The organism is Hoeflea marina (assembly GCF_003182275.1).
Taxonomy (GTDB): domain Bacteria; phylum Pseudomonadota; class Alphaproteobacteria; order Rhizobiales; family Rhizobiaceae; genus Hoeflea; species Hoeflea marina.
This window is the reverse complement of record NZ_QGTR01000001.1, coordinates 433,271-453,498: the sequence shown is the minus strand read 5'-3', so window position 1 is coordinate 453,498 and position 20,228 is coordinate 433,271. Positions and strand designations below refer to the sequence as shown.

Below are 20,228 nucleotides of genomic sequence, written 5' to 3'. Positions count from 1 at the left end.
AGAGGTATCGATGACCGACAAGGACAAGGCGAAACCGGAAGACGCGACGGTCTCTCCCGCCGAGGCCTATGTCGTCAAGGATCCCGAGGCCATGGCCCGCAACATCGCGCGCATGCTCGAAGAGCTCGGAAAGGCCGCCTCGGCATGGGTGGAGCCGCGCGAACGAGGCGAGATCAGCGACACCATGTCCGAGCCGATGGCCGACATGGTCAAGACCTTCTCGAAGGTCGGCGAATACTGGCTCTCCGACCCCAAGCGCGCCATCGAGGCGCAGACCAGCCTGTTGTCGGGCTATTTCGATCTCTGGTCGAAATCGATGCACAAGCTTGCCGGCGATCAGGCCGACACCCCCGCCGCGCCACCGCCCAGGCCCGCGGACAAGCGATTCGCCGATCCGGAATGGGAGACCAATCCGTTCTTCGACCTGCTCAAGAACACCTATCTCGTCACCTCGCAATGGGCCAACAAGCTTGTCACCGACAGCCAGGGTCTCGACGCGCACACCCGCCACAAGGCCGAGTTCTACGTCAAGCAGATTACCAGCGCGCTGTCGCCCGCCAATTTCCTGATCACCAACCCGGAGCTCTACAAGGAAACCGTCGCGTCCAACGGCGAAAACCTGGTTCGCGGCATGCACATGCTGGCCGAGGACATTGAGGCCGGCCACGGCGAACTCAAGCTGCGCCAGTCGGACCTGTCCAAGTTCAAGGTCGGCGAAAACATCGCCATGACGCCCGGCAAGGTGATTGCACAGGACGACATCTGCCAGATCATCCAGTATGCGCCGGCCACCGACAAGGTGCTCAAGCGGCCGCTGATGATCGTGCCGCCATGGATCAACAAGTTCTACATCCTCGATCTCAACCCGCAGAAATCGTTCATCCGCTGGGCCGTCGAGCAGGGCCACACGGTGTTCGTCATCTCCTGGGTCAATCCCGACAGGCGCCACGCGAAAAAGGACTGGGAGGCCTATGCGCGCGAAGGCATCGGCTTTGCGCTCGACACCATCGAGACGGTGACCGGCGAAAAGAAGGTCAACGCCATCGGCTATTGCGTCGGCGGCACGCTGCTGGCCGCCACGCTGGCGCTGCACGCCCAGGAGAAGGACCGCCGCATTGCCTCGGTGACCTTCTTCACAACCCAGACCGACTTCACCCATGCCGGCGATCTCAAGGTCTTTGCCGACGAGGCCCAGATCGGCTCGATCGAGGCGGCGATGGAGAAGAACGGCTATCTCGACGGCTCGAAGATGGCGACAGCCTTCAACATGCTGCGCGCCTCCGACCTGATCTGGCCCTTCGTCGTCAACAACTACCTCAAGGGCAAGGACCCGATGCCCTTCGACCTGTTGTACTGGAACTCCGACGCCACGCGGATGCCTGCGGCCAACCATTCCTACTATCTGCGCAACTGCTATCTCGAGAACAACCTCTCGCATGACCGCATGCAGCTCGCCGGCCATACGCTGCATCTGAAGGACATCAAGATCCCGGCCTACAATCTCGCCGCACGCGAGGACCACATCGCACCCGCCCGCTCGGCCTATATCGGTGGCCGGATGCTTGGCGGACCCGTGACCTATGTGATGGCCGGCTCAGGCCACATCGCCGGCGTCGTCAATCCGCCGGCGGCGGGCAAGTACCAGTTCTGGAGCGACGGCCCGGCGGACGGCGATTTCGACAAATGGGTGGACGGCGCCAAAGAAACGCCCGGCTCCTGGTGGCCGCACTGGCACGCCTGGGTGAGCGACCTGGCAGGCAGCAAGGTCCCTGTCCGCGAACCCGGCGGCGGCAGGCTCGAGCCGATCGAGGATGCTCCCGGCTCCTATGTCCAGGTCAAGGTGTAGGCCGCCCGCAGCCCCTGATGGGGCTGCGGAGCCCGGCCATCCAGGCTCCGCGACGGCTTGCCTCAGTCCGGCAGGATCCGCACCGCGCCCTTGTCGGCGGATGAAGCAAAGGCCGCATAGGCTTTGAGCGCCGTGGTCACATTGCGCCGGCGCGGAGCGGCCGGTTTCCAGCCAAGCGTGTCCTGCTCGGTGCGCCGCACCGCCAGCTCCTCCTCGGACACCGCCAGGTGGATCGTCCGGTTGGGAATGTCGATCTCGATGATGTCGCCGTTGCAGACGAGACCGATGGTGCCGCCCTGCGCCGCTTCCGGCGAGGCGTGGCCGATCGACAGGCCAGAGGTGCCGCCCGAGAAGCGGCCGTCGGTGATCAGCGCGCAGGCCTTGCCGAGCCCCATCGACTTGAGATAGCTCGTCGGATAGAGCATTTCCTGCATGCCCGGGCCGCCCTTGGGGCCCTCGTAGCGGATCACCACCACGTCGCCCTCGCCCACTTCCTTGCCGAGAATGCCCTTGACCGCCGCGTCCTGGCTCTCGAACACCACCGCCGGGCCCGAGAACTTCAGGATCGATTCATCGACTCCCGCGGTTTTGACGATGCAGCCGTCGAGCGCGATGTTGCCCTTGAGCACGGCCAGTCCGCCGTCCTTGGAGAAGGGATGCTCGACCGAGCGGATCACGCCGCTCTCGCGGTCGAGATCGAGCTCTTCCCAGCGCGCCGACTGGCTGAAAGCCGTCTGCGTCGGAACGCCGCCCGGTGCCGCCTTGAAGAAATCGCGGACGCTGTCGCTCCGGGTGCGGTCGGTGGCCCAATGGTCGATCGCGGCGCCCAAGGTCGGCATGTGCACCGTGGGCGTGTCGCGAAAAATCAGCCCGCCGGCATCGAGCTGGCCGAGAATCGCCATGATGCCGCCGGCGCGGTGGACGTCCTCCATGTGCACGTCCTGCTTGGCCGGCGCCACTTTCGACAGGCACGGCACCTTGCGCGACAGCGCGTCGATGTCGTCGAGGGTGAAATCGATCCCGCCCTCATAGGCCGCGGCGATGATGTGCAGCACGGTGTTGGTGGAACCGCCCATGGCGATGTCGAGCGACATGGCGTTCTCGAACGCCCGCTTGTTGGCGACATTGCGCGGCAGCACCGACGTGTCGTTCTGCTCGTAATAGCGCTTGGCGATGTCGACGATGAGATGACCGGCGTCAAGGAACAACCGCTTGCGGTCGGAGTGCGTGGCAAGCACCGAGCCGTTGCCCGGCAGCGACAGGCCGAGCGCCTCGGTCAGGCAGTTCATCGAATTGGCGGTGAACATGCCCGAGCAGGAGCCGCAGGTCGGGCAGGCGGAGCGCTCGATGGCGTCGACATCGGCATCGGACACGCTGTCGTCGGCGGCCACGACCATGGCGTCGACCAGGTCGAGCGCCTTGGTCTTGCCGTTGAGCACCACCTTGCCCGCCTCCATCGGACCGCCGGAGACGAAGACCGACGGAATGTTGAGCCGCATGGCGGCATTGAGCATGCCGGGGGTGATCTTGTCGCAGTTGGAAATGCAGACCATGGCGTCGGCGCAATGGGCGTTGACCATGTACTCGACCGAGTCGGCGATGATCTCGCGCGAGGGCAGCGAGTAGAGCATGCCGTCATGGCCCATGGCGATTCCGTCATCGACGGCGATGGTGTTGAACTCCTTGGCGATGCCGCCGGCCTTCTCGATCTCGCGCGCCACCAGCTGGCCCAGGTCCTTGAGATGCACGTGTCCGGGCACGAACTGGGTGAAGGAATTGACCACGGCGATGATCGGCTTGCCGAAGTCGCCGTCCTTGACGCCGGTTGCCCGCCAGAGGCTGCGGGCGCCGGCCATGTTGCGGCCATGGGTGGTTGTCTTTGAACGATAATCTGGCATGGGGCTGTCGACTTTCACTGGCATGTCGCTCTGAACGGAGCGGGATCACGGGGCATGAGTAAACATTCGCACTGCCCGATACCATAGCGGGCAGCGCGGCGGGAACCCATTCCTGAGCAATTTCGCCCCAATGTCCAGCCATCGGCGGCCGAAAGCACATCGCGTGAATTCGGATTCACGCGATGTGCTTTAGCTTTTGTGATCATACATGTCGTGATCCCGAAACCGCTGCCCGATTCGGGGGGAGACGGCCTGCATGCCGTCTGCATCCCGCGCTCAGGCGGCATCCCTCGGGCCCGAAACGGCGGCGACCGTCCCCCGGGCCAGCCACGCGGCGCAGTCCGGCCCCAGCTCGGCCAGCGCCCGTTCCTCGTAGGCGCGGCTTTCCGATGCGCTGAGCACGTCGTGCCAGCGCCCGTTGACGCCCTTGTGGATAAAGGTCTGCGCGCCGCCGTCCCAGAACGCACCGCCGAGCGGCACGCTCTTCGTCGCATTGGCCTTCATGTAGTCGAAGCTGCAATGCCTGAGGATCGCCGGCCAGGTCACCTCGTCGATGGCAATGCCGAGAAACCCGGCGATGCGCCGGATCTCGCCCGGCATGTCGGCCTTGAGGTCGGCGAAATGCAGAAGCATCACGTTCGGCAGATGCCGGATCTGCCACCAGGTGCGGATGTTTTCCCAGAACGACCAGAACGGGTAGCCGTCGCCGTCGAGCCATTCCCGGAAATACTGCCGCACCGAAGCCGGCGGCGGCGCAATCGGCGGGCCGACCAGACCGGGCGAATCGTTGACCGCCGCATACCAGGCCGCGTTGGCGTTGGCATGGTGGTTGAACAGCGAAAACAGCACGTCGCGGCCGTCGCGGGCGATGTAGATGTATTTCGCCCGCGGCGAGAAGACGAGCGCATCGACCGGCAGATGGGTCTTGATGAAGCGCCGGTGGGTCTGCGCCTCGACGGCCGGCAGCTTGATGTGCTTGGGCGGCACCCGCAGGTCGAGCCAGGGCGACATCTCGGCCACCTCCAGGTCCTCGGCGCCGTTGAAGATGAGCTGCGCGATGATCTGCTGCGTCCAGGTGGTCCCGGACTTGGCATAGGTGCCGATGACGATGTCGTCGTCCCGGAAGGTGAAATCGTTCCAGATGGTGGAATCGAAATGGTGGCTGTGCAATTCGCGCGTCTTGCGCGGCCGGGGGGTGGTGATCGCGGTCATGCTGGTCTCCTCATGGGGTGGGGTTGATGTCGGGAAATTGGCGCCTGTCGGCGGGGCGGACATCCGTCCCGCCGCCGGGCGATGCTTGGGTGTTGTCAGCGGTGCTCAGCCGGCGAGCCGGCTTGCCGCTTCCGCCCGCACGGCGGTCGGCCGGTCGAAGCGGCTTTCGGGGTCGTGGCGGCGCTGCAGCTGGCCAAGCCGGGCCCAGGCATCGGGCGCGAAGCAGTCGCGGGTCCGCTCGGGCCTTTCGAGGTCGGCCTCGCCGATGTAGTGGCCGAGCGAAACCGGAGCCAGCCGTTCGCTCGTCTCGCGCAGCCAGCCCATGTTCACCGCATCCCCGGATGCGTCCGACCAGGCCGCATAGAGTGCCGAGAACACCGGTGCGGCCATCGAGAAGGCGGCATCCGGCATCGGACCCGGCGGCGGCGGCAGCACCACGCCGAGCGCGAAGCACTGCGGCGTCGGCGCCGAAGCCACTGCCTCGGCCAGCCCCGACATCAGCGCCGGACCATCGGCGGACCAGTGGGTGTCGGCGGCAAACCGCAGCCCTTCCGGGAAAAACTGGCCCATGATCTGGTAGAGCGTGTCGAAGGGCGTCGCCATGGCCGGCTGCGCGAACAGCGGTTCCCGCGGCGCAAGCGCTGCGACACTCGCCAACACGGCGTCGGCCTCCGCCTCGTTGTCGGCGAACACCGTCGCCACGCCGGAGACCACCTTGGCGACCTTGCCGTCGAGCGGCGGCGGCGCGGCCGTCATCACCGCGGTGAACTCCAGGATGCTGGGCGCCGTGGCCATGGTGGCGGTCATCCAGCGCTCGACCTCGTCCGTCCGATCGATCGGATAGGCCCAGACGGCGGTGCGGATGGCGCGCGGCAGCGTGTACAGACGCACCCGGTAACGGGTGACGATGCCGAAGAACTCCGGTCCCGCGCCGCGCGCGGCCCAGAAGATGTCGGCGTTCTCGGATTCGCTGGCGGTGACCAGCGAACCGTCGGCAAGCACCACCTCGACCTCGAGCACATTGTGGCAGGCAAGGCCCACCGCGCCGGAATTCCAGCCGAATCCGCCGCCCAGCATGTAGCCGCTGACGGCGACGCTGGCGCAATGACCGACGGGAAATGCAAGGCCGAGCTCCGCCAGCTGGGCTGCGAGTTCGCCATTGGTGATGCCGGGCCCGATGACCGCAGTCATCGCATCCGCGTCGACCGTCACCCGGTTGATCCGCGACAGATCGACAAGCACACCGTCCTGCATCGACAGGAGCGCGAAGTGGTGGCCGCTGCCGCGCGCAGAAACCGTCAATCCGTTGGCGGCGGCATAGCGCACCGCCGCCTGCACGTCGGCGGCGCATTCGGCGCGAACCACGGTTCGCGGCGTCTTCGCGCTCTTGCGGCCGTTCCAGATCAGTGCGTCCTTCAGGGCGCGATAGTCGCGATCGGTCTGGGAGATAACAGCTCCCCTGACCTGTCGCTCAAGCATCTCGATGTTCATTTCAAGGTCCTTTCAGAGGTTTGATTCCGTCGCCATGCGTCGAGCACGGCGGAATTGCGGAGGAACGGGTTCAGTGGGTGTGGTGCGCATGCGCGCAGGTCACCGTGGGGTTGAACGGCATCAGGTCGCCGGCCGGGTTCTTGCGGAGCCAGACATGGTGGTCGAAATGCGGCTCGAAGCCATGCGCCTCGTCACCCTGCGTCGCCGGATCGTCGGCCATGTGATCCCAGTCGCGGCCGACAAGCTTCGGCGGCCCGTCATGGCCGGCAGCAAGCCAGGCCTTCTCGAAGACCAGGTTCTCCACGCCCACCAGTTCGAGCGAGCCGTCGGCCTGCGGTTCGTAGAGCAGGATGGCGGGCTCGCGGAAATCGGTGTGAATGCCGTGGCCGTCAACGCGCGGCGTGTCGGTGGTGACGCCGAGCCGGGCCATGTTCATGTAGTGGATGCCCATGGCGCCGACTTCAGCCGGCAGCCCGGCCATGGCCGCATCGACGCAATGGCCCGACGGATCGGGAATGAAGCCCTCGGCGAGCGCCACATTGACATCGGCATAGCGCGCAGCGGCGGCACGGATCGCGTCCACCGCCTTGGCCACGTCGTGATGGCCTTCATGGGCGCCGGCCGTGGAAAGACCCACGATTGTGGCGACCATCAGTGCAGCGATAAGCGGCACAGACGCCGTGCAAGGATTGGTGTTCATGATGATCTCCCTGTGCTGGTGCAGCCCCTGCTGCATCGATCCGCCACCGGGGCGGCACGGCATGGAGATACGGGATCACCCTCCCGGGCGCTTGCTAAAACACCCTCCAAGGTTTCTTAAAATATTGCTATTCAACCAGGATGACGGTCTGGTCGGGGCAGCCGGCGCATCACTGCAGCAGGCCGCGGGAAGGCCTTCGGGTCAGGCCTCTTCGAGCTGCAGCGTTGCATCGGTCGCCAGCCGGAAGCGGCCGCGCCCGGCCTTGCAGATCTGGATGCAGGCGCCGCGTTCGCTAAGCCTTCGCTGCAGCAGCAGCAGCCGCGCCTCGAGATTGTCGATGTAGTCGGGCAGCCTGAGCGCCTTGTCGAGCCGCAGCTCGCGGTTGGAAAATTCGGTCCGCCCTTCGGCGTGATACACGCTAACCAGCCTCCAGAAGATGGCGCCCGCCACCCCCTTGATCAGATAGGCCTGATCAAGGAAGACGCTGTTGTCGTGCGGATAATGGCGCACACGGACGACGGCGTCTCCGGCGGCCACCCGCCGCCGCTGCACAGCCGGCGGCGCAACCGGCCGGTCGTCCTGCTGTACCATCAGGATGCGCAATCCGAGATCACCCGTGACCAGCGCCAGCCCGTCCTCGTCGTCATAGCCGAAGCGGTTGGGTTCGAGCGCTTCGGCAAACAGCACGCCGATGGTCTTGCCGAGCGGCCGGATCGGCAGCGCGATCTGGCTCAGCGGCGCGGCCAGCCCCGGATAGGGAATGCTTGCCGCCGCCCAGTGCAGCCCCTGGCGCTCGGCGCTGTCGCGGATGGCCGCGCTGTAGGAATATTCGCCCGCCAGATGCCCGATCCGGATCGGCACTCCCTCGTTGGCCGCCACCCCGATCACCCCCTGCCAGGGCGCGATTTCCGATCCGATGCCGCTTGTGGGATAGCCGCGCGAAGCGACGGTGAACAGCCGGCCATCGGTGCCATCGGCAATCAGCACCATGGCGTGGTGGATGCCGAGATGGGTGTCGAGCGCGTCGAGCAGCCGGTCGAACAGATCGCCGAGATCGGTGGCCAGCGCCAGTTCCTGGGTGACGCGGCGGGCCGAGGACAACGGGTTGCGGACCGCCGGGTCGGGGATCAGCACCGACTGCAACGGGGTGATCGAGCGCACCCGGTAGATGTCGGCGCCCAGGAGCTTGAAGACGCCCTGCATGCCGAAATAGGAGGCGATGCCGGCGAGCTTGGCGCGCATCGCCTCGAACACCGGCCCGGTCTCCCGGGTCTCGAGATAGTCGAGATCAAGCCGGTACTGCGCGTTGGTGTCCGGATCGACGACAATCACCGAGGCCTTGCGCGTCGCCAGCACGTTGCGGCGGGTCTTGTTGAAGAACTGGTAGGACAGCGCCACGTGCCCGGAGTCGATATACTGCACCTGTGAAATCTCCGAGGCGTTGGGCAGGCCGTCGTCGTCGCAGGTCGCCATGAAGGAGGGGATGATGCCCTCGAGGCAGTTGCGGATTCGGTCAAGCGTCGGAACGGTCATCGCGCGCGTCATCCATGGCGACGCGGGTGCCCGCGCCCGGTCCCGGGGTCTGGGTGAAGGCCTGGTCGGGGGTATACTGGATCGCCACCAGTTCGGCGGGCTCGTAGCTGCAATAGGCGGCGGCGAAGGCATCGCCCAGTTCCAGGTCGATGATCATGTCCCGGAAGGCGCGGGCCTGCCGGGTGGCGGCGCGCAGATCCTCGGGCTGCACGGCGCCGATGACGGCATCGAGCCCCTTGAGCTGGATCGACCTGTGGTCGCTGATCCTGGTGAAGGTGGCGGCGATGCGGCTGTCCCGGGTCAGCGCCATCAATGCGTCGTCATTGGGCTTGCGCAGCACCAGCAGCCGGACCTGCCGGTTGTCGACGATCCGGCAGGCGAGGCCCAGACCGGCGATCGGGGCGCCGTCGAGCCCCCTCACCCCGAAGATGATGCTCGCCCCGACCTGGCAGAGCGCCACCACGTCCGCGGCAAGCTGGTGCTCCGCCTCTCCGCGATACGGGTGCGCGACAATATCCTGGTCAGGCGTAAAGGGCTTCTCGAAGCGCGACATCGTGAAATGGAACACCAGGGGCCGAGTGGTCAGACAGCGGCAAAACGATAACACGAATCCGACGCGGGGAAAACGACCGCGATGGAACGCCCGGAAAGCTTGCGGCGCGAACATCCCTCGCATCAGGGCGCGGACCGCCGGTTTGCCGGACTCCGCGAAGCCTGCTAATCGGCATCCATGAAATATGCCCAGCCGCTCAAGCCCGCAACGCTGATCCGCCGCTACAAGCGCTTCCTGTTCGACGCCGAGCTCGACAGCGGGGAGATCATCACCGGCTCCTGCCCCAACACCGGCTCGATGCTCGGCCTGTCCGAGCCCGGCTCGCGGGTTCATGTGCAGCTGCATGACTCGCTCACGCGCAAATACAAGCACAGCCTGGAGCTGGTCGAGGCCGACGGCACCCTGGTCGGCATCAACACCGGCCGTCCCAATGCGCTGGTCGAGGAGGCGATCCTGTCCGGCCTCATCCCGAGCCTCGCGGGTTACGAGACCCTCAGGCGCGAGCAGAACTACGGTGTCAGGTCGCGCATCGACCTGCAACTCGACGATCCGGTCCGCGGCCGCGCCTATGTCGAGGTCAAGAACGTGCATTTCCGCCGTCAACCCGGACTTGTGGAATTTCCCGATACGGTGACCGCCCGCGGCGCCAGGCATCTCGAGGAACTGGGCGCCATGGCCGAGGCTGGCCACCGCGCAGTGATGGTCTATCTGATCCAGCGCGGGGACTGCGAGCGGCTGTCGATCTGCGGCGATCTTGATCCGGCCTACGCATTAGCCTATGTGCGTGCCATGAAACGCGGGGTTGAAGCCCTCGCCGTCCGGTGCAAGATCAGCCTCAACGAAATTGCGCCGGACTCTCTGGTTCCCATTGAGGAACTGCCCGCCTCAAGCATATGATGAGCCGCCCGCCGATGCGGGTGCCGCCAGACAATCGAAACGAGCCAGACCATGGTCACCTATATCGACGCCGCATCCGCACCGCTGAAGAACACAGGCCAGATCCGCCTCTACGGCCCAGACGACTTCGAGGGCATGCGCAAGGCGTGCCAGCTGACGGCGCGCTGCCTGGACGCGCTGGTGCCGATCGTCCAGCCGGGCGTGACCACCAACGCCATCGACCGGTTCGTGTTCGAATTCGGCATGGACAACGGCGCCCTGCCCGCCACGCTCAATTACCGCGGCTACACCAAATCCTGCTGCACCTCGATCAACCATGTGGTCTGCCACGGTATCCCCAACGACAAGCCGTTGCGCGAGGGCGAGATCGTCAACATCGACGTCACCTACGTGCTCGACGGCTGGCATGGCGATTCCAGCCGCATGTATCCGGTGGGCGAGATCAAGCGCGCCGCCGAGCGGCTGATGGAAATCACCCATGCGACACTGATGCTCGGCATCCGGGCGGTCAAGCCGGGCGCGCGCATCGGCGCCATCGGCGACGCCATCCAGTCCTTCGCCGAGGCCGAGCGCTGCTCGGTGGTGCGCGATTTCTGCGGCCACGGGCTCGGCCGGCTGTTCCATGACGCGCCCAACATCGTCCATTACGGCCGGCCCGAGGACGGTCCGGAAATGCGCGAGGGCATGATCTTCACCATCGAGCCGATGATCAATCTCGGCCGTCCGCATGTGAAGGTGCTGTCCGACGGCTGGACCGCGGTCACCCGCGACCGCTCGCTGTCGGCCCAGTACGAGCACACGGTCGGCGTGACCCGCGACGGCTGCGAGATCTTCACCCTGTCGCCCGCGGGCCTCGACCGCCCCGGCCTGCCCCCGGCCCCGTGAGCGGCCGCGTGATCGGCATCCGCAGATGAGCTCCACCCCCCGCTCCGGTTTCCCAGACGAGGAAAGCGACACGGGCTTGCCCGACGAGCGGGATTTCTTTTCGGATCAGGCGCCGGCAAAGGGCAGGACCCGCGCCGAGCCGGAGCAGACGAACTCCGGCGCCGAGCATTATCACGGTCACCGCGAGCGGCTGCGCGCGCGGTTTCGCGACGGTGGCGACGCGGCGCTGGCCGACTACGAGCTGCTCGAACTGCTGCTCTTCCGGCTGATTCCGCGCCGCGACACCAAGCCGATCGCCAAGGCGCTGATCGCCCGCTTCGGCTCGCTGTCGGAGGTGATCGGCGCGCCCGTCCACCTGCTCACCGAGGTTAGCGGCGTCGGCGGGAATGTCGCCACCGATCTCAAGTTGATCGCGGCGATCGCCCACCGCATGCTCAGGGGCGATCTCAGGGGCCGCCAGGTGCTCGGCTCCTGGTCGTCGGTCATCGACTACTGCCGCGCGGCGATGGCGTTTGAGGCGCGTGAGCAGTTCCGGATACTGTTTCTCGACAAGAAGAACGCGCTGATTGCCGACGAGGTGCAGCAGACCGGCACCGTCGACCACACCCCGGTCTATCCGCGCGAGGTGGTCAGGCGGGCGCTGGAACTCTCGGCCACGGCCGTCATCCTGGTCCACAACCACCCCTCCGGGGACCCCTCGCCGTCCCGCGCCGACATCGAGATGACGCGGCTGATCATCGACACGGCCAAGCCGCTCGGCATCACCGTGCACGACCACATCATCATCGGCCGCGACGGCCATGCCAGCCTGAAGGGGCTGAAGCTGATCTGACGGGAGGAGCGGTTCGACCGGCGCCCTGACGTGACCCCGCTGCTCTCCCCCATCAGCCCTGGCGTTATTGCGATTGCGACGCAATTGGAGTATGGGTTGCGCCATGTTTCGGCATCGGGGGATCGCCGTGAAATGCCGGCGAACGGACCGATCAGATGACCAATTCTGCCAACAGCGACATTGCCAGGCTCTGCAAGGAGCACGGGCTGCGGCTGACCGGAGCCCGCAAGATCATCATGCAGGTGCTGCTCAAGTCCAACGACCATCCCGACGCGGTTGAACTGCACCGGCGGGTGAGCAAGATCGATTCCCGCGTGGCCATCGCCACCGTCTACCGCACGCTCAACATGCTGCGCGACAAGGGCGTGCTCGAGCGCCACACCTTCGCCGACGGCCGCGCCCGCTACGAGACGACGGACAACGAGCATCATGACCACCTGATCAATGTCGAAACCGGCGACGTGGTCGAATTCCGCTCCGACGAGATCGAGCGGCTGCAGGAGGAGATCGCCCGCGCCCACGGCTTCGAGATCGTCAACCACCGGCTCGAGATCTATGTCAGGCCGCTTGAGAAGCCGCAGCGGCGCGCCGGCCGCGCCAAGGCCTGACCGAGCGGCTGATCGCCGCTGACCGGCCGCGGGCGCTTGCCCCGAACGGCTGGTGGCGCCGCACCGCCGAAAGGCCGGCGCATTCCGATCAGACCGCCTCGGGGGTTTCGACCCGCGCCGCCTTTCGCGTGACATGGATGAAGGCCAGCACGAAGACGATGGACATGAGCAGCACGATCGTCGGCGCCGGCGCGCTGTCGATGAAGAACGACAGATAGACGCCGAGGAACGAACCGACGACGGCGATGGCGACGGCGGTGGCGAGCATGGTGCGGAACCTGCGCGTGAGCAGGAACGCGATGGCCCCCGGGGCGATCAGCATGGCGATGGCCAGGATGATGCCGACGGCCTGCAACGCGCCGACGATGGTGAGCGATATCATGCACAGCAGTCCGTAATGCAGCGCCCTCACCGGCAGGCCGAGCACCCTCGCCTGCGCCGGATCGAAAGCGTGCAGCAAAAAATCCTTCCACTTGACGGCGATGACGCCGGCTGTGACGACGGCGATCAGCGCCGACTGGGCGATGTCGGCCCATGAGACGCCGAGCATGTCGCCGAACAGGATATGGTCGAGATGAACCTCGGACTGGATGTTGACGAAGAGCACCAGGCCGAAGCCGAACATGCCGGAGAAGACGATGCCCATCACCGTGTCCTGCTTGATGCGGCTGTTCTCCGCCAGAAAGCCCGTCGCCACGGCGCAGACCATGCCGGCGACGAAGGCGCCGATCGCATAGGGGAAGCCGACGATGTAGGCAATGACGACGCCCGGGAAGACGGCGTGCGAGATGGCGTCGCCCATCAGCGACCAGCCCTTGAGCACGAGGAAGCAGGAGAGCAGCGCCATGGGAATGGCCACCAGCACCGAGATCACCAGCGCGTTGACCATGAAGGCGAACTGGAACGGAGCCAGCAGGGTATCGATCACGCTCACAGCCCTGCCTCCAGCGCGCGGGCGGCGCGGCGGCGGGCGGCGAGCATGCCGTGCTTGGGGGCGAACACGAACACCGCGAGGAAGATCAGGGTCTGCAGGCAGACGATGATGCCGCCGGTGGCGCCGTCGAGGAAGTAGCTGGCATAGGCGCCGGTGAAGCTGGTGACGGTGCCGATGGCCACCGCGATGACCAGCAGCCGCGGGAAGCGGTCGGTGAGCAGGTAGGCGGTGGCGCCCGGCGTGACCACCATGCAGATGACGAGGAAGGCGCCGACTGTCTGCAGCGCGGCCACCGTCGAGGCCGCAAGCAGCGTGAAGAACATGATCTTGAGCGCCGTCGGATTGAGTCCGATCGAGCGCGCGTGGCTCTCGTCGAAGAAGACCACCATCAGGTCCTTCCATTTGACGATGAGGATCGCCAGCGAGACGAAGCCGATGATGGCGAGCTGAAGCGTGTCGCCGGGCGTGATCGCCAGGATGTTGCCGAGCACGATGGTCTGGATGTTGACCGAGGTCGGCGAGATCGAGACCATGAACAGGCCGAGGCCGAAGAAGGCCGAGAAGATCAGGCCGATGATGGCGTCTTCCTTGAGCTTGGTGCGCTGGTTGAGAAACAGCATGGCGGCAGCGGCCAGTCCGCCGGCAAAGAAGGCGCCGATCGAGAACGGCAGGCCCAGCATGTAGGCTCCTGCCACGCCCGGCACGATCGAATGCGAGAGCGCGTCGCCGATCAGCGACCAGCCCTTGAGCATCAGGTAGCACGACAGAAAGGCGCAGACGCCGCCGACCAGCGCCGAGACCCACATGGCGTTGACCATGTAGCCGTAGCCGAAGGGCTCGAGCAGAATGGCCATCAGTGCCTGTCCCCGTTGCCCGTGTCGGGCGTCCGCGCCGTCGCCCTGCCGTCCTGGAACACCAGCGGCCTTTCGTCGTCGCTGAAGACGCCGATCGCCTGCGGCTTGCCGCCCGGGTCGCCGTTGAGCACGAAGTGGCGCAGCACGCCGCCGAAAGCCATTTCCAGATTGGCCTGGGTGAAGGTCTCGACCGTCGGGCCGTAGGCGAGCACCGTGCCCTTGATCAGGATCGTCTGGTCGCAGAACTCCGGCACCGAGCCGAGATTGTGGGTGGAGACCAGCATGACGCGGCCCTCGTCGCGCAGTTCCCTCAGAAGCGTGACGATCTGGTCCTCGGTCTTGACGTCGACGCCGGTGAAGGGCTCGTCGAGCAGGATCACCCGGCTGTCCTGGGCCAGCGCGCGGGCGAGGAACACGCGCTTCCTCTGGCCGCCGGACAATTCGCCGATCTGGCGCTTGCGCAGCTCGCTCATGTTGACCCGCGCCAGCGCCGCGGCCACCGCCTCGTGGTCGGCCTTGCGGGGGATGCGCATCATGCCCATGTGGCCGTAGCGGCCCATCATCACCACGTCCTCGACCAGGACGGGGAAGTTCCAGTCGACCTCTTCGGCCTGCGGCACATAGGCGATGAGCCTGCGGCGCAGCGCTTCCTCGACCGGCCCGCCGAGCACCCGGATGTCGCCCCGGGCGAGCCGCACGAAGCCCATGATCGCCTTGAACAGCGTCGACTTTCCCGATCCGTTGACGCCGACCAGAGCGGCGATGGTGCCGGTCGGAATCGCGAATGTCGCGTCCCGGATCGCCGTATGGCCGTTGCGGTAGACGACGGTCGCACCCGTCACCGCGATGCCCGAGCCGGCATCGGCGGATGCTGCCCGGACCTGGGGAACCACGGGAACGGTCATTGCGTAAGCCCCTTGGCGATGGTGTCGGAGGTCACGCGCAGCAGGTCGAGATAGGTGGGCACCGGGCCGTCGGCATCGGTGAGCGAATCGACGTAGAGGACGCCGCCGTAGCGCGCGCCGGTTTCGCGCGCCACCTGTTCGGCCGGAGCGGAGGGGACAGTGCTCTCGGAGAAGACCACCGCGATGCCGTGCTTGCGGATGGCATCGATCACCTTGCGAAACTGCTGCGGCGTGCCCTGCTGGTCGGCGTTGATCGGCCAGAGATAGAGCTCGCTCAAGCCGAAATCGCGGGCGAGATAGGAGAAGGCGCCCTCGCTCGACACCAGCCAGCGCTTGTCCTCGGGCACGGCGGCGAGCTCCGCCCGGATCGGCTCGACAGTGGCGGTGATCTTCGCCTTGTAGGCCTCCGCATTGGCCCGGTAGGTCTCGGCGTTGGCCGGATCGTGCTCGGCGAAGGCGTCGCGGATGTTGTCGACATAGATGAGCGCCGCCTGCGGCGACATCCATGCATGCGGATTGGGTTTGCCGGCATAGGGGCCTTCGGAGATTCCCATCGGTTCGACGCCCTGGGAGACGACCGCGCTCGGCACGTCGCTGAGGTTCTGGAAGAAGCGCTCGAACCAGAGCTCGAGGCCGAGCCCGTTCCACAGCACCAGTTGGGCGCCCTGCGCCCGCTGGATATCGCCCGGGGTCGGCTGGTAATTGTGGATCTCGGCGCCGGGCTTGGTGATCGATTCGACGGTCGCCGCCTCGCCGGCGACATTGCGGGCGATGTCGGCAATGACAGTGAAGGTCGTGACCGTCTTGAACTTCTCCTGCGCCGCGACCGGAGCCGCCGGGAGCATGGTTGCCGCCGCGGCGCTCACCAGTCCGGCCATGACCGACCGCCTTACCCTATCGAGCATTCTTCACTCCTCTGGCCAATGAGACTGAATTGCATCTGTCGGCAGACTTTCCGTCACGGGATCGAAACCACCGCTACGAGGACAACATCCAAGGCTGAAGTTATTCTGCAAATGCGAGTGAATTGCAATAAGAATTCGACACGGCGCGCGAAATGGCCGCGTTCACCCCGGTGCGGCGGGCGCTGCCGGCCTGCCGCACCGGGTTTTGGCCGAAGCCTCAGCCGTTGAGCGTCCGTCCGCCGTCGACCACGATTTCCGCGCCCAGCGTCCAGCGCGACTCGTCGGAGGCGAGATAGACCACGGCGTCGGCGACCTCGCCGGGCGTTCCGAAGCGGCCGGCGGGAATGCCCGCGCGGATGTCGCTGTCGACCTGGGCGCGGTAGCCGTCGGGTATGCCGAGCTTGTCGTAGAGCGGCGTGTCCACCGGACCGGGGCTGACGGCGTTGAAGCGCACGCCGCGCCCGAGCAGTTCCGTCGACAGGGTCTTGCTCATGGAGAGGAAGGCGGACTTGGTGGCGGCATAGACCGACGAGCGCGCAGCGCCGACATGCGCGTTGATCGATGTGTTGAGGACGACGGAGGCCGGGTTGGCGAACACCGGCAGCAGGGCCTGGATCAGGAAATACGGCCCCTTGACGTTGACGGCGAAGGACCGGTCGAACCCCTCCTCCGACCAGTCCTCGATCGACTGCCAGACGGAAACCCCGGCGTTGAGGAAAGCGATGTCGAGCGCGCCATATTCGGCGGCGACCCTGTGGCCGAGATCGCGTTGCGCTTCGACGCTGGCGGAATCGGCGCCGAGCACCAGGACCTCGGACCCCAGTTCCTCGCGCGCCCGGGCCAGGCTGTCGGGATTGACGCCGGTGACGATGACACGGGCGCCCTCCTCGAGAAAGCGCCTGGCGGTGGCGAGGCCGATGCCGCTGGTGCCGCCGGTGATCAGCGTGCGTTTGCCGGTAAGTCGTGACATGGAAAACTCCTGGGAACCGAAGGCGACGGATGTGTCGTCTTCTCTGCCCCGACCATGCACCTATGCGTCCTTCGCTATAAGCCAGTCGTTTTGCATAATATTCATACATGCACCGTATAAATGATCCGATGATGGATCGCTTCGTTCTGATGCAGTGCTTTGCCCGGACGGTGGAAACGGGAAGCTTTTCCGCCGCCGCGCGCGACCTCGGCCTCAGCCAGCCCAATGTCAGCCGCTACGTCGCAGCGCTCGAGGAGCATCTCCGCATCCGGCTGCTGCAGCGCTCGACGCGGACGCTCAATCTCACGCCCGAAGGCGAGCGCTACTATGCCGAAGCACGCCGCATTCTCGACGCGGTCAACGAGGCGGAATCCGCCATCGGCAGCGAGGTGGCGCCCTCCGGCCTGTTGCGGGTGGCCTGTCCGACCGCGCTGGCGCATGATTTTGTCATGCCGCTGGTCCCCACCTTTCTCAAGACCTATCCGGGCCTCGACCTCGACCTGCAGGTCTCCGACCGCTTCGTCAACCTGATCGACGAGGGCGCGGAACTTGCCTTGCGCATCGGGCACCTCGGCGACAGCGCGTTGCGGGCGCGCCGCGTCGGCCTATTCGGCCGCATCTGCGTGGCGGAAACCGGCTATCTGCACGACCGTGGCGTGCCGCAAACGCCGGAGGATCTCGCTGGCCACGACTGCATCGTCTACTCCCTGCTGTCGACCGGCGCCTCATGGAGCTTTGCGGGAACCGAGGTGCGTGTCTCGGGCCGGTTCCGCGTCGATTCCCCGCACGCCGTGCGCGAGGCTGCCATGGCCGGCCTCGGCATCGCGCTCGGACCCTCATGGCTATTCGAGGGCGGGCTGAGAACCGGACGGCTGCAACGGCTGCTCACGGGCTTCGAGGCCCCCCTCGTCCCGATTCACATTCTTTACGGCGGCCACCGCCTGTTGCCGCGCCGCGCCGGGGTATTCATGGATTTCATCGCCGCCGCCTTCGGCAGGATCGACGCCCTGAACGCCGGCGCCTAGTTCGAAGCAGGTCCGGCATTGCATCGAGGTCCGGTGCGCGTGCGCGCCGCCGGTCAGGGCTGTAAGGGCCCGGCACTGATCTCCGGCTCGCGCGCCTCGGCCAACACCTGCTGCCTGCGGCGCTGGCTGACCACATGCTCGCGCCAGACCGTGAAGACGCCGGAGGCCACGACGATCAGCGCGCCGACGATGAGGTTCAGCCCGAGCGCCTCGCCGAACACGAACACGCCGATGACACCGCCCGCCACCAGTTGCAGATAGCTGATCGGCTGCACGGCCACGGCGTCGAGCACGGCATAGGCCTTGATCAGCAGGAAGTGGCTGCTCATTCCGGTGATGCAGAGCAGGCCGATCCAGAACCAGCCCTGGGGATCGGGCCAGACCCAGAAGAAGGGTCCGATCAGCGCCATGACGACGACGCCGGGAACGCCGGTGTAGAAGAAGCTGGTGCGGGCGCTGTCGGTCTGCGAGGCGAGCCGCGTGGCGATGCCGTAGATGGCGAGCAGGAAGGCGCCGAGCACAGGCAGCAGCGCGGTCCAGCCGGCCGTGCCGCTGGCGGCCCAGACCCGGACGGGATCGAGCAGGATCATAACGCCGGCCAGGCCGATGAGAATGGCCAGCCAGCGCCGCCAGCCCACCTTCTCGCCCAGCACGGGCATCGACAGCAGGGCCACGAAGATCGGCGCTCCGGCAAAGATCGCCTGGCTCTGGATCAGCCCGACGCGGGTGAAGCAGTAGATGGCGACGATGATCTGCACGGCCAGCAGCACGCCGCGGAACCACTGCAGCAGCGGCCGCCTGGTGCGCGCCGCCTCGCGGATGCCGCCCGGCGCCCGCGCCGAGATCACCAGCACGAAGGCGCCGAAGGCGATGTAGCGCATGAAGGTGATGAAGACCGGCGGATACAGCCCGCCCAGATGCTTGGAGATGCCGTCCTGGATGCCGAAAATGACGATCGCCAGGATCGCGAACAGATAGCCTTGCCGGCTGGAATTCATGCCAAAGTTCACTATTCGAGAGGAGTGAGATCCGCGCCGGCCCTCCGGCCGGGAAATCATGGGAGTGGCCCAGCATCCCCCTCCTCCCGCCGATGTCAATCTCCGACGCGAATGCGCGGCCACATGGACACCGATCCGGACCGGCGCGCATGGGTGATTGCCGTTCCCTGGCCGCATTGGCGGCCGGCGGGCCAGGCTTGCACTGCAAGATCTGGGCTGTCGTGCCAACTATCCTGCCGCAGTATGGGCCGCGAAAAGGGCGTCACGGGAGAGATACCCGACCCGATGGCCATCGACGGTAACCACGTCCACACCTTCCAGATCGTCCGCAATGATCGTGGACAGGGCAATATGAAGGCTGTCCCCCGGATAGACCGTCGCGCCTTTCGGATTCTCTCGAGCGGGGGACATCATGCTTTCAACTTCAATCAGGCTCAGGCGCTTTATGGCGCGATCCTTGCCCAGAAAGCTGCGCACGAAATCATCAGCCGGTTTGGCGAGAATCGCCTGCGGCGTATCATATTGCAGAAGCCTTCCGTCGCGCATGATGGCGATGCGGTCGCCCATCTTGATCGCCTCGTCGAGATCGTGGGTGACCATGACGACGGTCTTGCTCACCTTTTTCAGGATCAGGCGGAACTCGTCCTGAAGCTTGACACGGGTGATCGGGTCGATCGCCCCGAAGGGTTCGTCCATCAGCATGATTTCGGGATCGGCGGCCAAGGCGCGGGCGAAACCCACACGCTGACGCTGGCCGCCCGACAGTTCGTGCGGAAGGCGCTTGCGCATCACGGCGGGATCCAGGCCCACCAGATCGAGCAGTTCGTCGATACGGCGACCGGTCCTGGCCTTGTCCCAGCCGAGCAGCCGCGGCACGGTCGCCACATTGCGTTCGATGGTCATGTGGGGGAAGAGACCGACCTGCTGAATCACATATCCGATGCGGCGGCGAAGATCGCGCGGGTCGATCCCGGAAATGTCCTCGCCATTGACGAGAACGCGACCGGCGCTTGGCTGCTCCAGCCGGTTGATCATCCGCATCGTCGTCGTCTTGCCGCAGCCGGAAGGGCCAATCAGCGCGACCGTGGTGCCATTCTCGATGTCGAGATCGAGGCCATCGACGGCGTGGCGGCCGCTGCCTTCGTAATTCTTGGTTACATGCTCGAGCTTAATCATCCAATG

At 66.0% G+C, this 20,228-nt stretch carries 19 protein-coding genes; 6 read left to right on the top strand and 13 right to left on the bottom strand.

The annotated features are described in order from the left end of the window. Positions 1-10 precede the first annotated feature (10 nt). On the top strand, positions 11-1,846 hold the full coding sequence (phaC, locus tag DFR52_RS02130; protein ID WP_110030264.1) for a class I poly(R)-hydroxyalkanoic acid synthase: 1,836 nt from the start codon (positions 11-13) through the stop codon (positions 1,844-1,846). A gap of 62 nt (positions 1,847-1,908) precedes the next feature. On the opposite strand, the gene ilvD is transcribed toward phaC, so the two are convergent. The 6 genes from ilvD to DFR52_RS02100 form a co-directional block, all read right to left on the bottom strand. Next, entirely contained in the window at positions 1,909-3,744 is a 1,836-nt protein-coding gene (gene ilvD, locus DFR52_RS02125; RefSeq protein ID WP_110030263.1) for a dihydroxy-acid dehydratase, read from the bottom strand. 276 nt (positions 3,745-4,020) lie between these two features. Continuing rightward, positions 4,021-4,956 (bottom strand): sulfotransferase domain-containing protein, encoded by a 936-nt coding sequence (locus DFR52_RS02120; RefSeq protein WP_110030262.1) that lies wholly within the window; start codon positions 4,954-4,956, stop codon positions 4,021-4,023. Between the two features lie 105 nt (positions 4,957-5,061). Beyond that, entirely contained in the window at positions 5,062-6,447 is a 1,386-nt protein-coding gene (locus tag DFR52_RS02115; RefSeq protein WP_110030261.1) for an FAD-binding oxidoreductase, read from the bottom strand. A 70-nt stretch (positions 6,448-6,517) separates the two neighbouring features. Next, positions 6,518-7,147 carry a hypothetical protein gene (locus DFR52_RS02110; RefSeq protein ID WP_210205746.1) on the bottom strand — a complete coding sequence of 210 codons (630 nt, stop codon included), beginning with the start codon at positions 7,145-7,147 and terminating at the stop codon, positions 6,518-6,520. Between the two features lie 201 nt (positions 7,148-7,348). After that, entirely contained in the window at positions 7,349-8,680 is a 1,332-nt protein-coding gene (locus DFR52_RS02105; RefSeq protein ID WP_110030260.1) for a GAF domain-containing protein, read from the bottom strand. Then, positions 8,661-9,233, bottom strand: coding sequence for a hypothetical protein (locus tag DFR52_RS02100; RefSeq protein WP_146215524.1), 573 nt, complete (start codon positions 9,231-9,233; stop codon positions 8,661-8,663). Before DFR52_RS02100 ends, DFR52_RS02105 begins: the two co-directional genes overlap by 20 nt. A 177-nt stretch (positions 9,234-9,410) precedes the next feature. Here DFR52_RS02100 and sfsA point away from each other — a divergent pair, with 177 nt between their 5' ends. The 4 genes from sfsA (at position 9,411) to DFR52_RS02080 (ending at position 12,455) form a co-directional block, all read left to right on the top strand. Next, complete coding sequence (sfsA, locus tag DFR52_RS02095) at positions 9,411-10,130, top strand: DNA/RNA nuclease SfsA (RefSeq protein ID WP_110030258.1); 720 nt, start codon at positions 9,411-9,413, stop codon at positions 10,128-10,130. A 51-nt stretch (positions 10,131-10,181) separates the two neighbouring features. Next, positions 10,182-11,015 carry a type I methionyl aminopeptidase gene (gene map, locus DFR52_RS02090; protein WP_110030257.1) on the top strand — a complete coding sequence of 278 codons (834 nt, stop codon included), beginning with the start codon at positions 10,182-10,184 and terminating at the stop codon, positions 11,013-11,015. Positions 11,016-11,040: 25 nt separating this feature from the next. Beyond that, positions 11,041-11,847, top strand: a complete 807-nt coding sequence (radC, locus tag DFR52_RS02085; RefSeq protein WP_110030256.1) for a RadC family protein — start codon at positions 11,041-11,043, stop codon at positions 11,845-11,847. Positions 11,848-12,002: 155 nt separating this feature from the next. After that, positions 12,003-12,455 (top strand): Fur family transcriptional regulator, encoded by a 453-nt coding sequence (locus DFR52_RS02080; protein WP_110030255.1) that lies wholly within the window; start codon positions 12,003-12,005, stop codon positions 12,453-12,455. An 88-nt stretch (positions 12,456-12,543) separates the two neighbouring features. On the opposite strand, the gene DFR52_RS02075 is transcribed toward DFR52_RS02080, so the two are convergent. The 5 genes from DFR52_RS02075 to DFR52_RS02055 all read right to left on the bottom strand — a co-directional run bounded on the left by DFR52_RS02075 (position 12,544) and on the right by DFR52_RS02055 (position 17,023). Further along, positions 12,544-13,344 (bottom strand): metal ABC transporter permease, encoded by an 801-nt coding sequence (locus tag DFR52_RS02075; protein WP_170132222.1) that lies wholly within the window; start codon positions 13,342-13,344, stop codon positions 12,544-12,546. A gap of 41 nt (positions 13,345-13,385) precedes the next feature. Next, complete coding sequence (locus DFR52_RS02070; RefSeq protein ID WP_110030253.1) at positions 13,386-14,246, bottom strand: metal ABC transporter permease; 861 nt, start codon at positions 14,244-14,246, stop codon at positions 13,386-13,388. Continuing rightward, positions 14,243-15,148 carry a manganese/iron ABC transporter ATP-binding protein gene (locus DFR52_RS02065; protein ID WP_110030252.1) on the bottom strand — a complete coding sequence of 302 codons (906 nt, stop codon included), beginning with the start codon at positions 15,146-15,148 and terminating at the stop codon, positions 14,243-14,245. The genes DFR52_RS02070 and DFR52_RS02065 overlap by 4 nt, the downstream gene beginning before the upstream one ends. Continuing rightward, positions 15,145-16,053, bottom strand: coding sequence for a metal ABC transporter substrate-binding protein (locus tag DFR52_RS02060; protein WP_110030251.1), 909 nt, complete (start codon positions 16,051-16,053; stop codon positions 15,145-15,147). The genes DFR52_RS02065 and DFR52_RS02060 overlap by 4 nt, the downstream gene beginning before the upstream one ends. Before the next feature lie 217 nt (positions 16,054-16,270). Then, entirely contained in the window at positions 16,271-17,023 is a 753-nt protein-coding gene (locus DFR52_RS02055; protein ID WP_110030250.1) for an SDR family oxidoreductase, read from the bottom strand. Between the two features lie 131 nt (positions 17,024-17,154). Here DFR52_RS02055 and DFR52_RS02050 point away from each other — a divergent pair, with 131 nt between their 5' ends. Further along, positions 17,155-18,048, top strand: a complete 894-nt coding sequence (locus DFR52_RS02050; RefSeq protein ID WP_110030249.1) for a LysR family transcriptional regulator — start codon at positions 17,155-17,157, stop codon at positions 18,046-18,048. 53 nt (positions 18,049-18,101) lie between these two features. Here the strand turns inward: DFR52_RS02050 and DFR52_RS02045 are convergent, their stop codons facing one another. Both DFR52_RS02045 and DFR52_RS02040 read right to left on the bottom strand, forming a co-directional pair. Beyond that, positions 18,102-19,046 carry a DMT family transporter gene (locus DFR52_RS02045; protein WP_110030248.1) on the bottom strand — a complete coding sequence of 315 codons (945 nt, stop codon included), beginning with the start codon at positions 19,044-19,046 and terminating at the stop codon, positions 18,102-18,104. A gap of 228 nt (positions 19,047-19,274) precedes the next feature. After that, a complete protein-coding gene (locus tag DFR52_RS02040) occupies positions 19,275-20,222 on the bottom strand; it encodes an ABC transporter ATP-binding protein (protein WP_110030247.1) in 948 nt (315 codons plus the stop codon). Positions 20,223-20,228 lie beyond the last annotated feature (6 nt).

What these genes read in the sequence shown, in the direction of transcription:
- DFR52_RS02080 (WP_110030255.1), top strand. Translation starts at nt 12,003, where the DNA reads ATGACCAATTCTGCCAACAGCGACATTGCCAGGCTCTGCAAGGAGCAC.
- DFR52_RS02120 (WP_110030262.1), bottom strand. Translation starts at nt 4,956, where the DNA reads ATGACCGCGATCACCACCCCCCGGCCGCGCAAGACGCGCGAATTGCAC.
- DFR52_RS02065 (WP_110030252.1), bottom strand. Translation starts at nt 15,148, where the DNA reads ATGACCGTTCCCGTGGTTCCCCAGGTCCGGGCAGCATCCGCCGATGCC.
- sfsA (WP_110030258.1), top strand. Translation starts at nt 9,411, where the DNA reads ATGAAATATGCCCAGCCGCTCAAGCCCGCAACGCTGATCCGCCGCTAC.
- DFR52_RS02115 (WP_110030261.1), bottom strand. Translation starts at nt 6,447, where the DNA reads ATGAACATCGAGATGCTTGAGCGACAGGTCAGGGGAGCTGTTATCTCC.
- radC (WP_110030256.1), top strand. Translation starts at nt 11,041, where the DNA reads ATGAGCTCCACCCCCCGCTCCGGTTTCCCAGACGAGGAAAGCGACACG.
- DFR52_RS02045 (WP_110030248.1), bottom strand. Translation starts at nt 19,046, where the DNA reads ATGAATTCCAGCCGGCAAGGCTATCTGTTCGCGATCCTGGCGATCGTC.
- ilvD (WP_110030263.1), bottom strand. Translation starts at nt 3,744, where the DNA reads ATGCCAGATTATCGTTCAAAGACAACCACCCATGGCCGCAACATGGCC.
- DFR52_RS02040 (WP_110030247.1), bottom strand. Translation starts at nt 20,222, where the DNA reads ATGATTAAGCTCGAGCATGTAACCAAGAATTACGAAGGCAGCGGCCGC.
- map (WP_110030257.1), top strand. Translation starts at nt 10,182, where the DNA reads ATGGTCACCTATATCGACGCCGCATCCGCACCGCTGAAGAACACAGGC.
- DFR52_RS02050 (WP_110030249.1), top strand. Translation starts at nt 17,155, where the DNA reads ATGGATCGCTTCGTTCTGATGCAGTGCTTTGCCCGGACGGTGGAAACG.
- DFR52_RS02055 (WP_110030250.1), bottom strand. Translation starts at nt 17,023, where the DNA reads ATGTCACGACTTACCGGCAAACGCACGCTGATCACCGGCGGCACCAGC.
- DFR52_RS02075 (WP_170132222.1), bottom strand. Translation starts at nt 13,344, where the DNA reads ATGGTCAACGCGCTGGTGATCTCGGTGCTGGTGGCCATTCCCATGGCG.
- DFR52_RS02100 (WP_146215524.1), bottom strand. Translation starts at nt 9,233, where the DNA reads ATGTCGCGCTTCGAGAAGCCCTTTACGCCTGACCAGGATATTGTCGCG.
- DFR52_RS02110 (WP_210205746.1), bottom strand. Translation starts at nt 7,147, where the DNA reads ATGAACACCAATCCTTGCACGGCGTCTGTGCCGCTTATCGCTGCACTG.
- DFR52_RS02105 (WP_110030260.1), bottom strand. Translation starts at nt 8,680, where the DNA reads ATGACCGTTCCGACGCTTGACCGAATCCGCAACTGCCTCGAGGGCATC.
- phaC (WP_110030264.1), top strand. Translation starts at nt 11, where the DNA reads ATGACCGACAAGGACAAGGCGAAACCGGAAGACGCGACGGTCTCTCCC.
- DFR52_RS02060 (WP_110030251.1), bottom strand. Translation starts at nt 16,053, where the DNA reads ATGCTCGATAGGGTAAGGCGGTCGGTCATGGCCGGACTGGTGAGCGCC.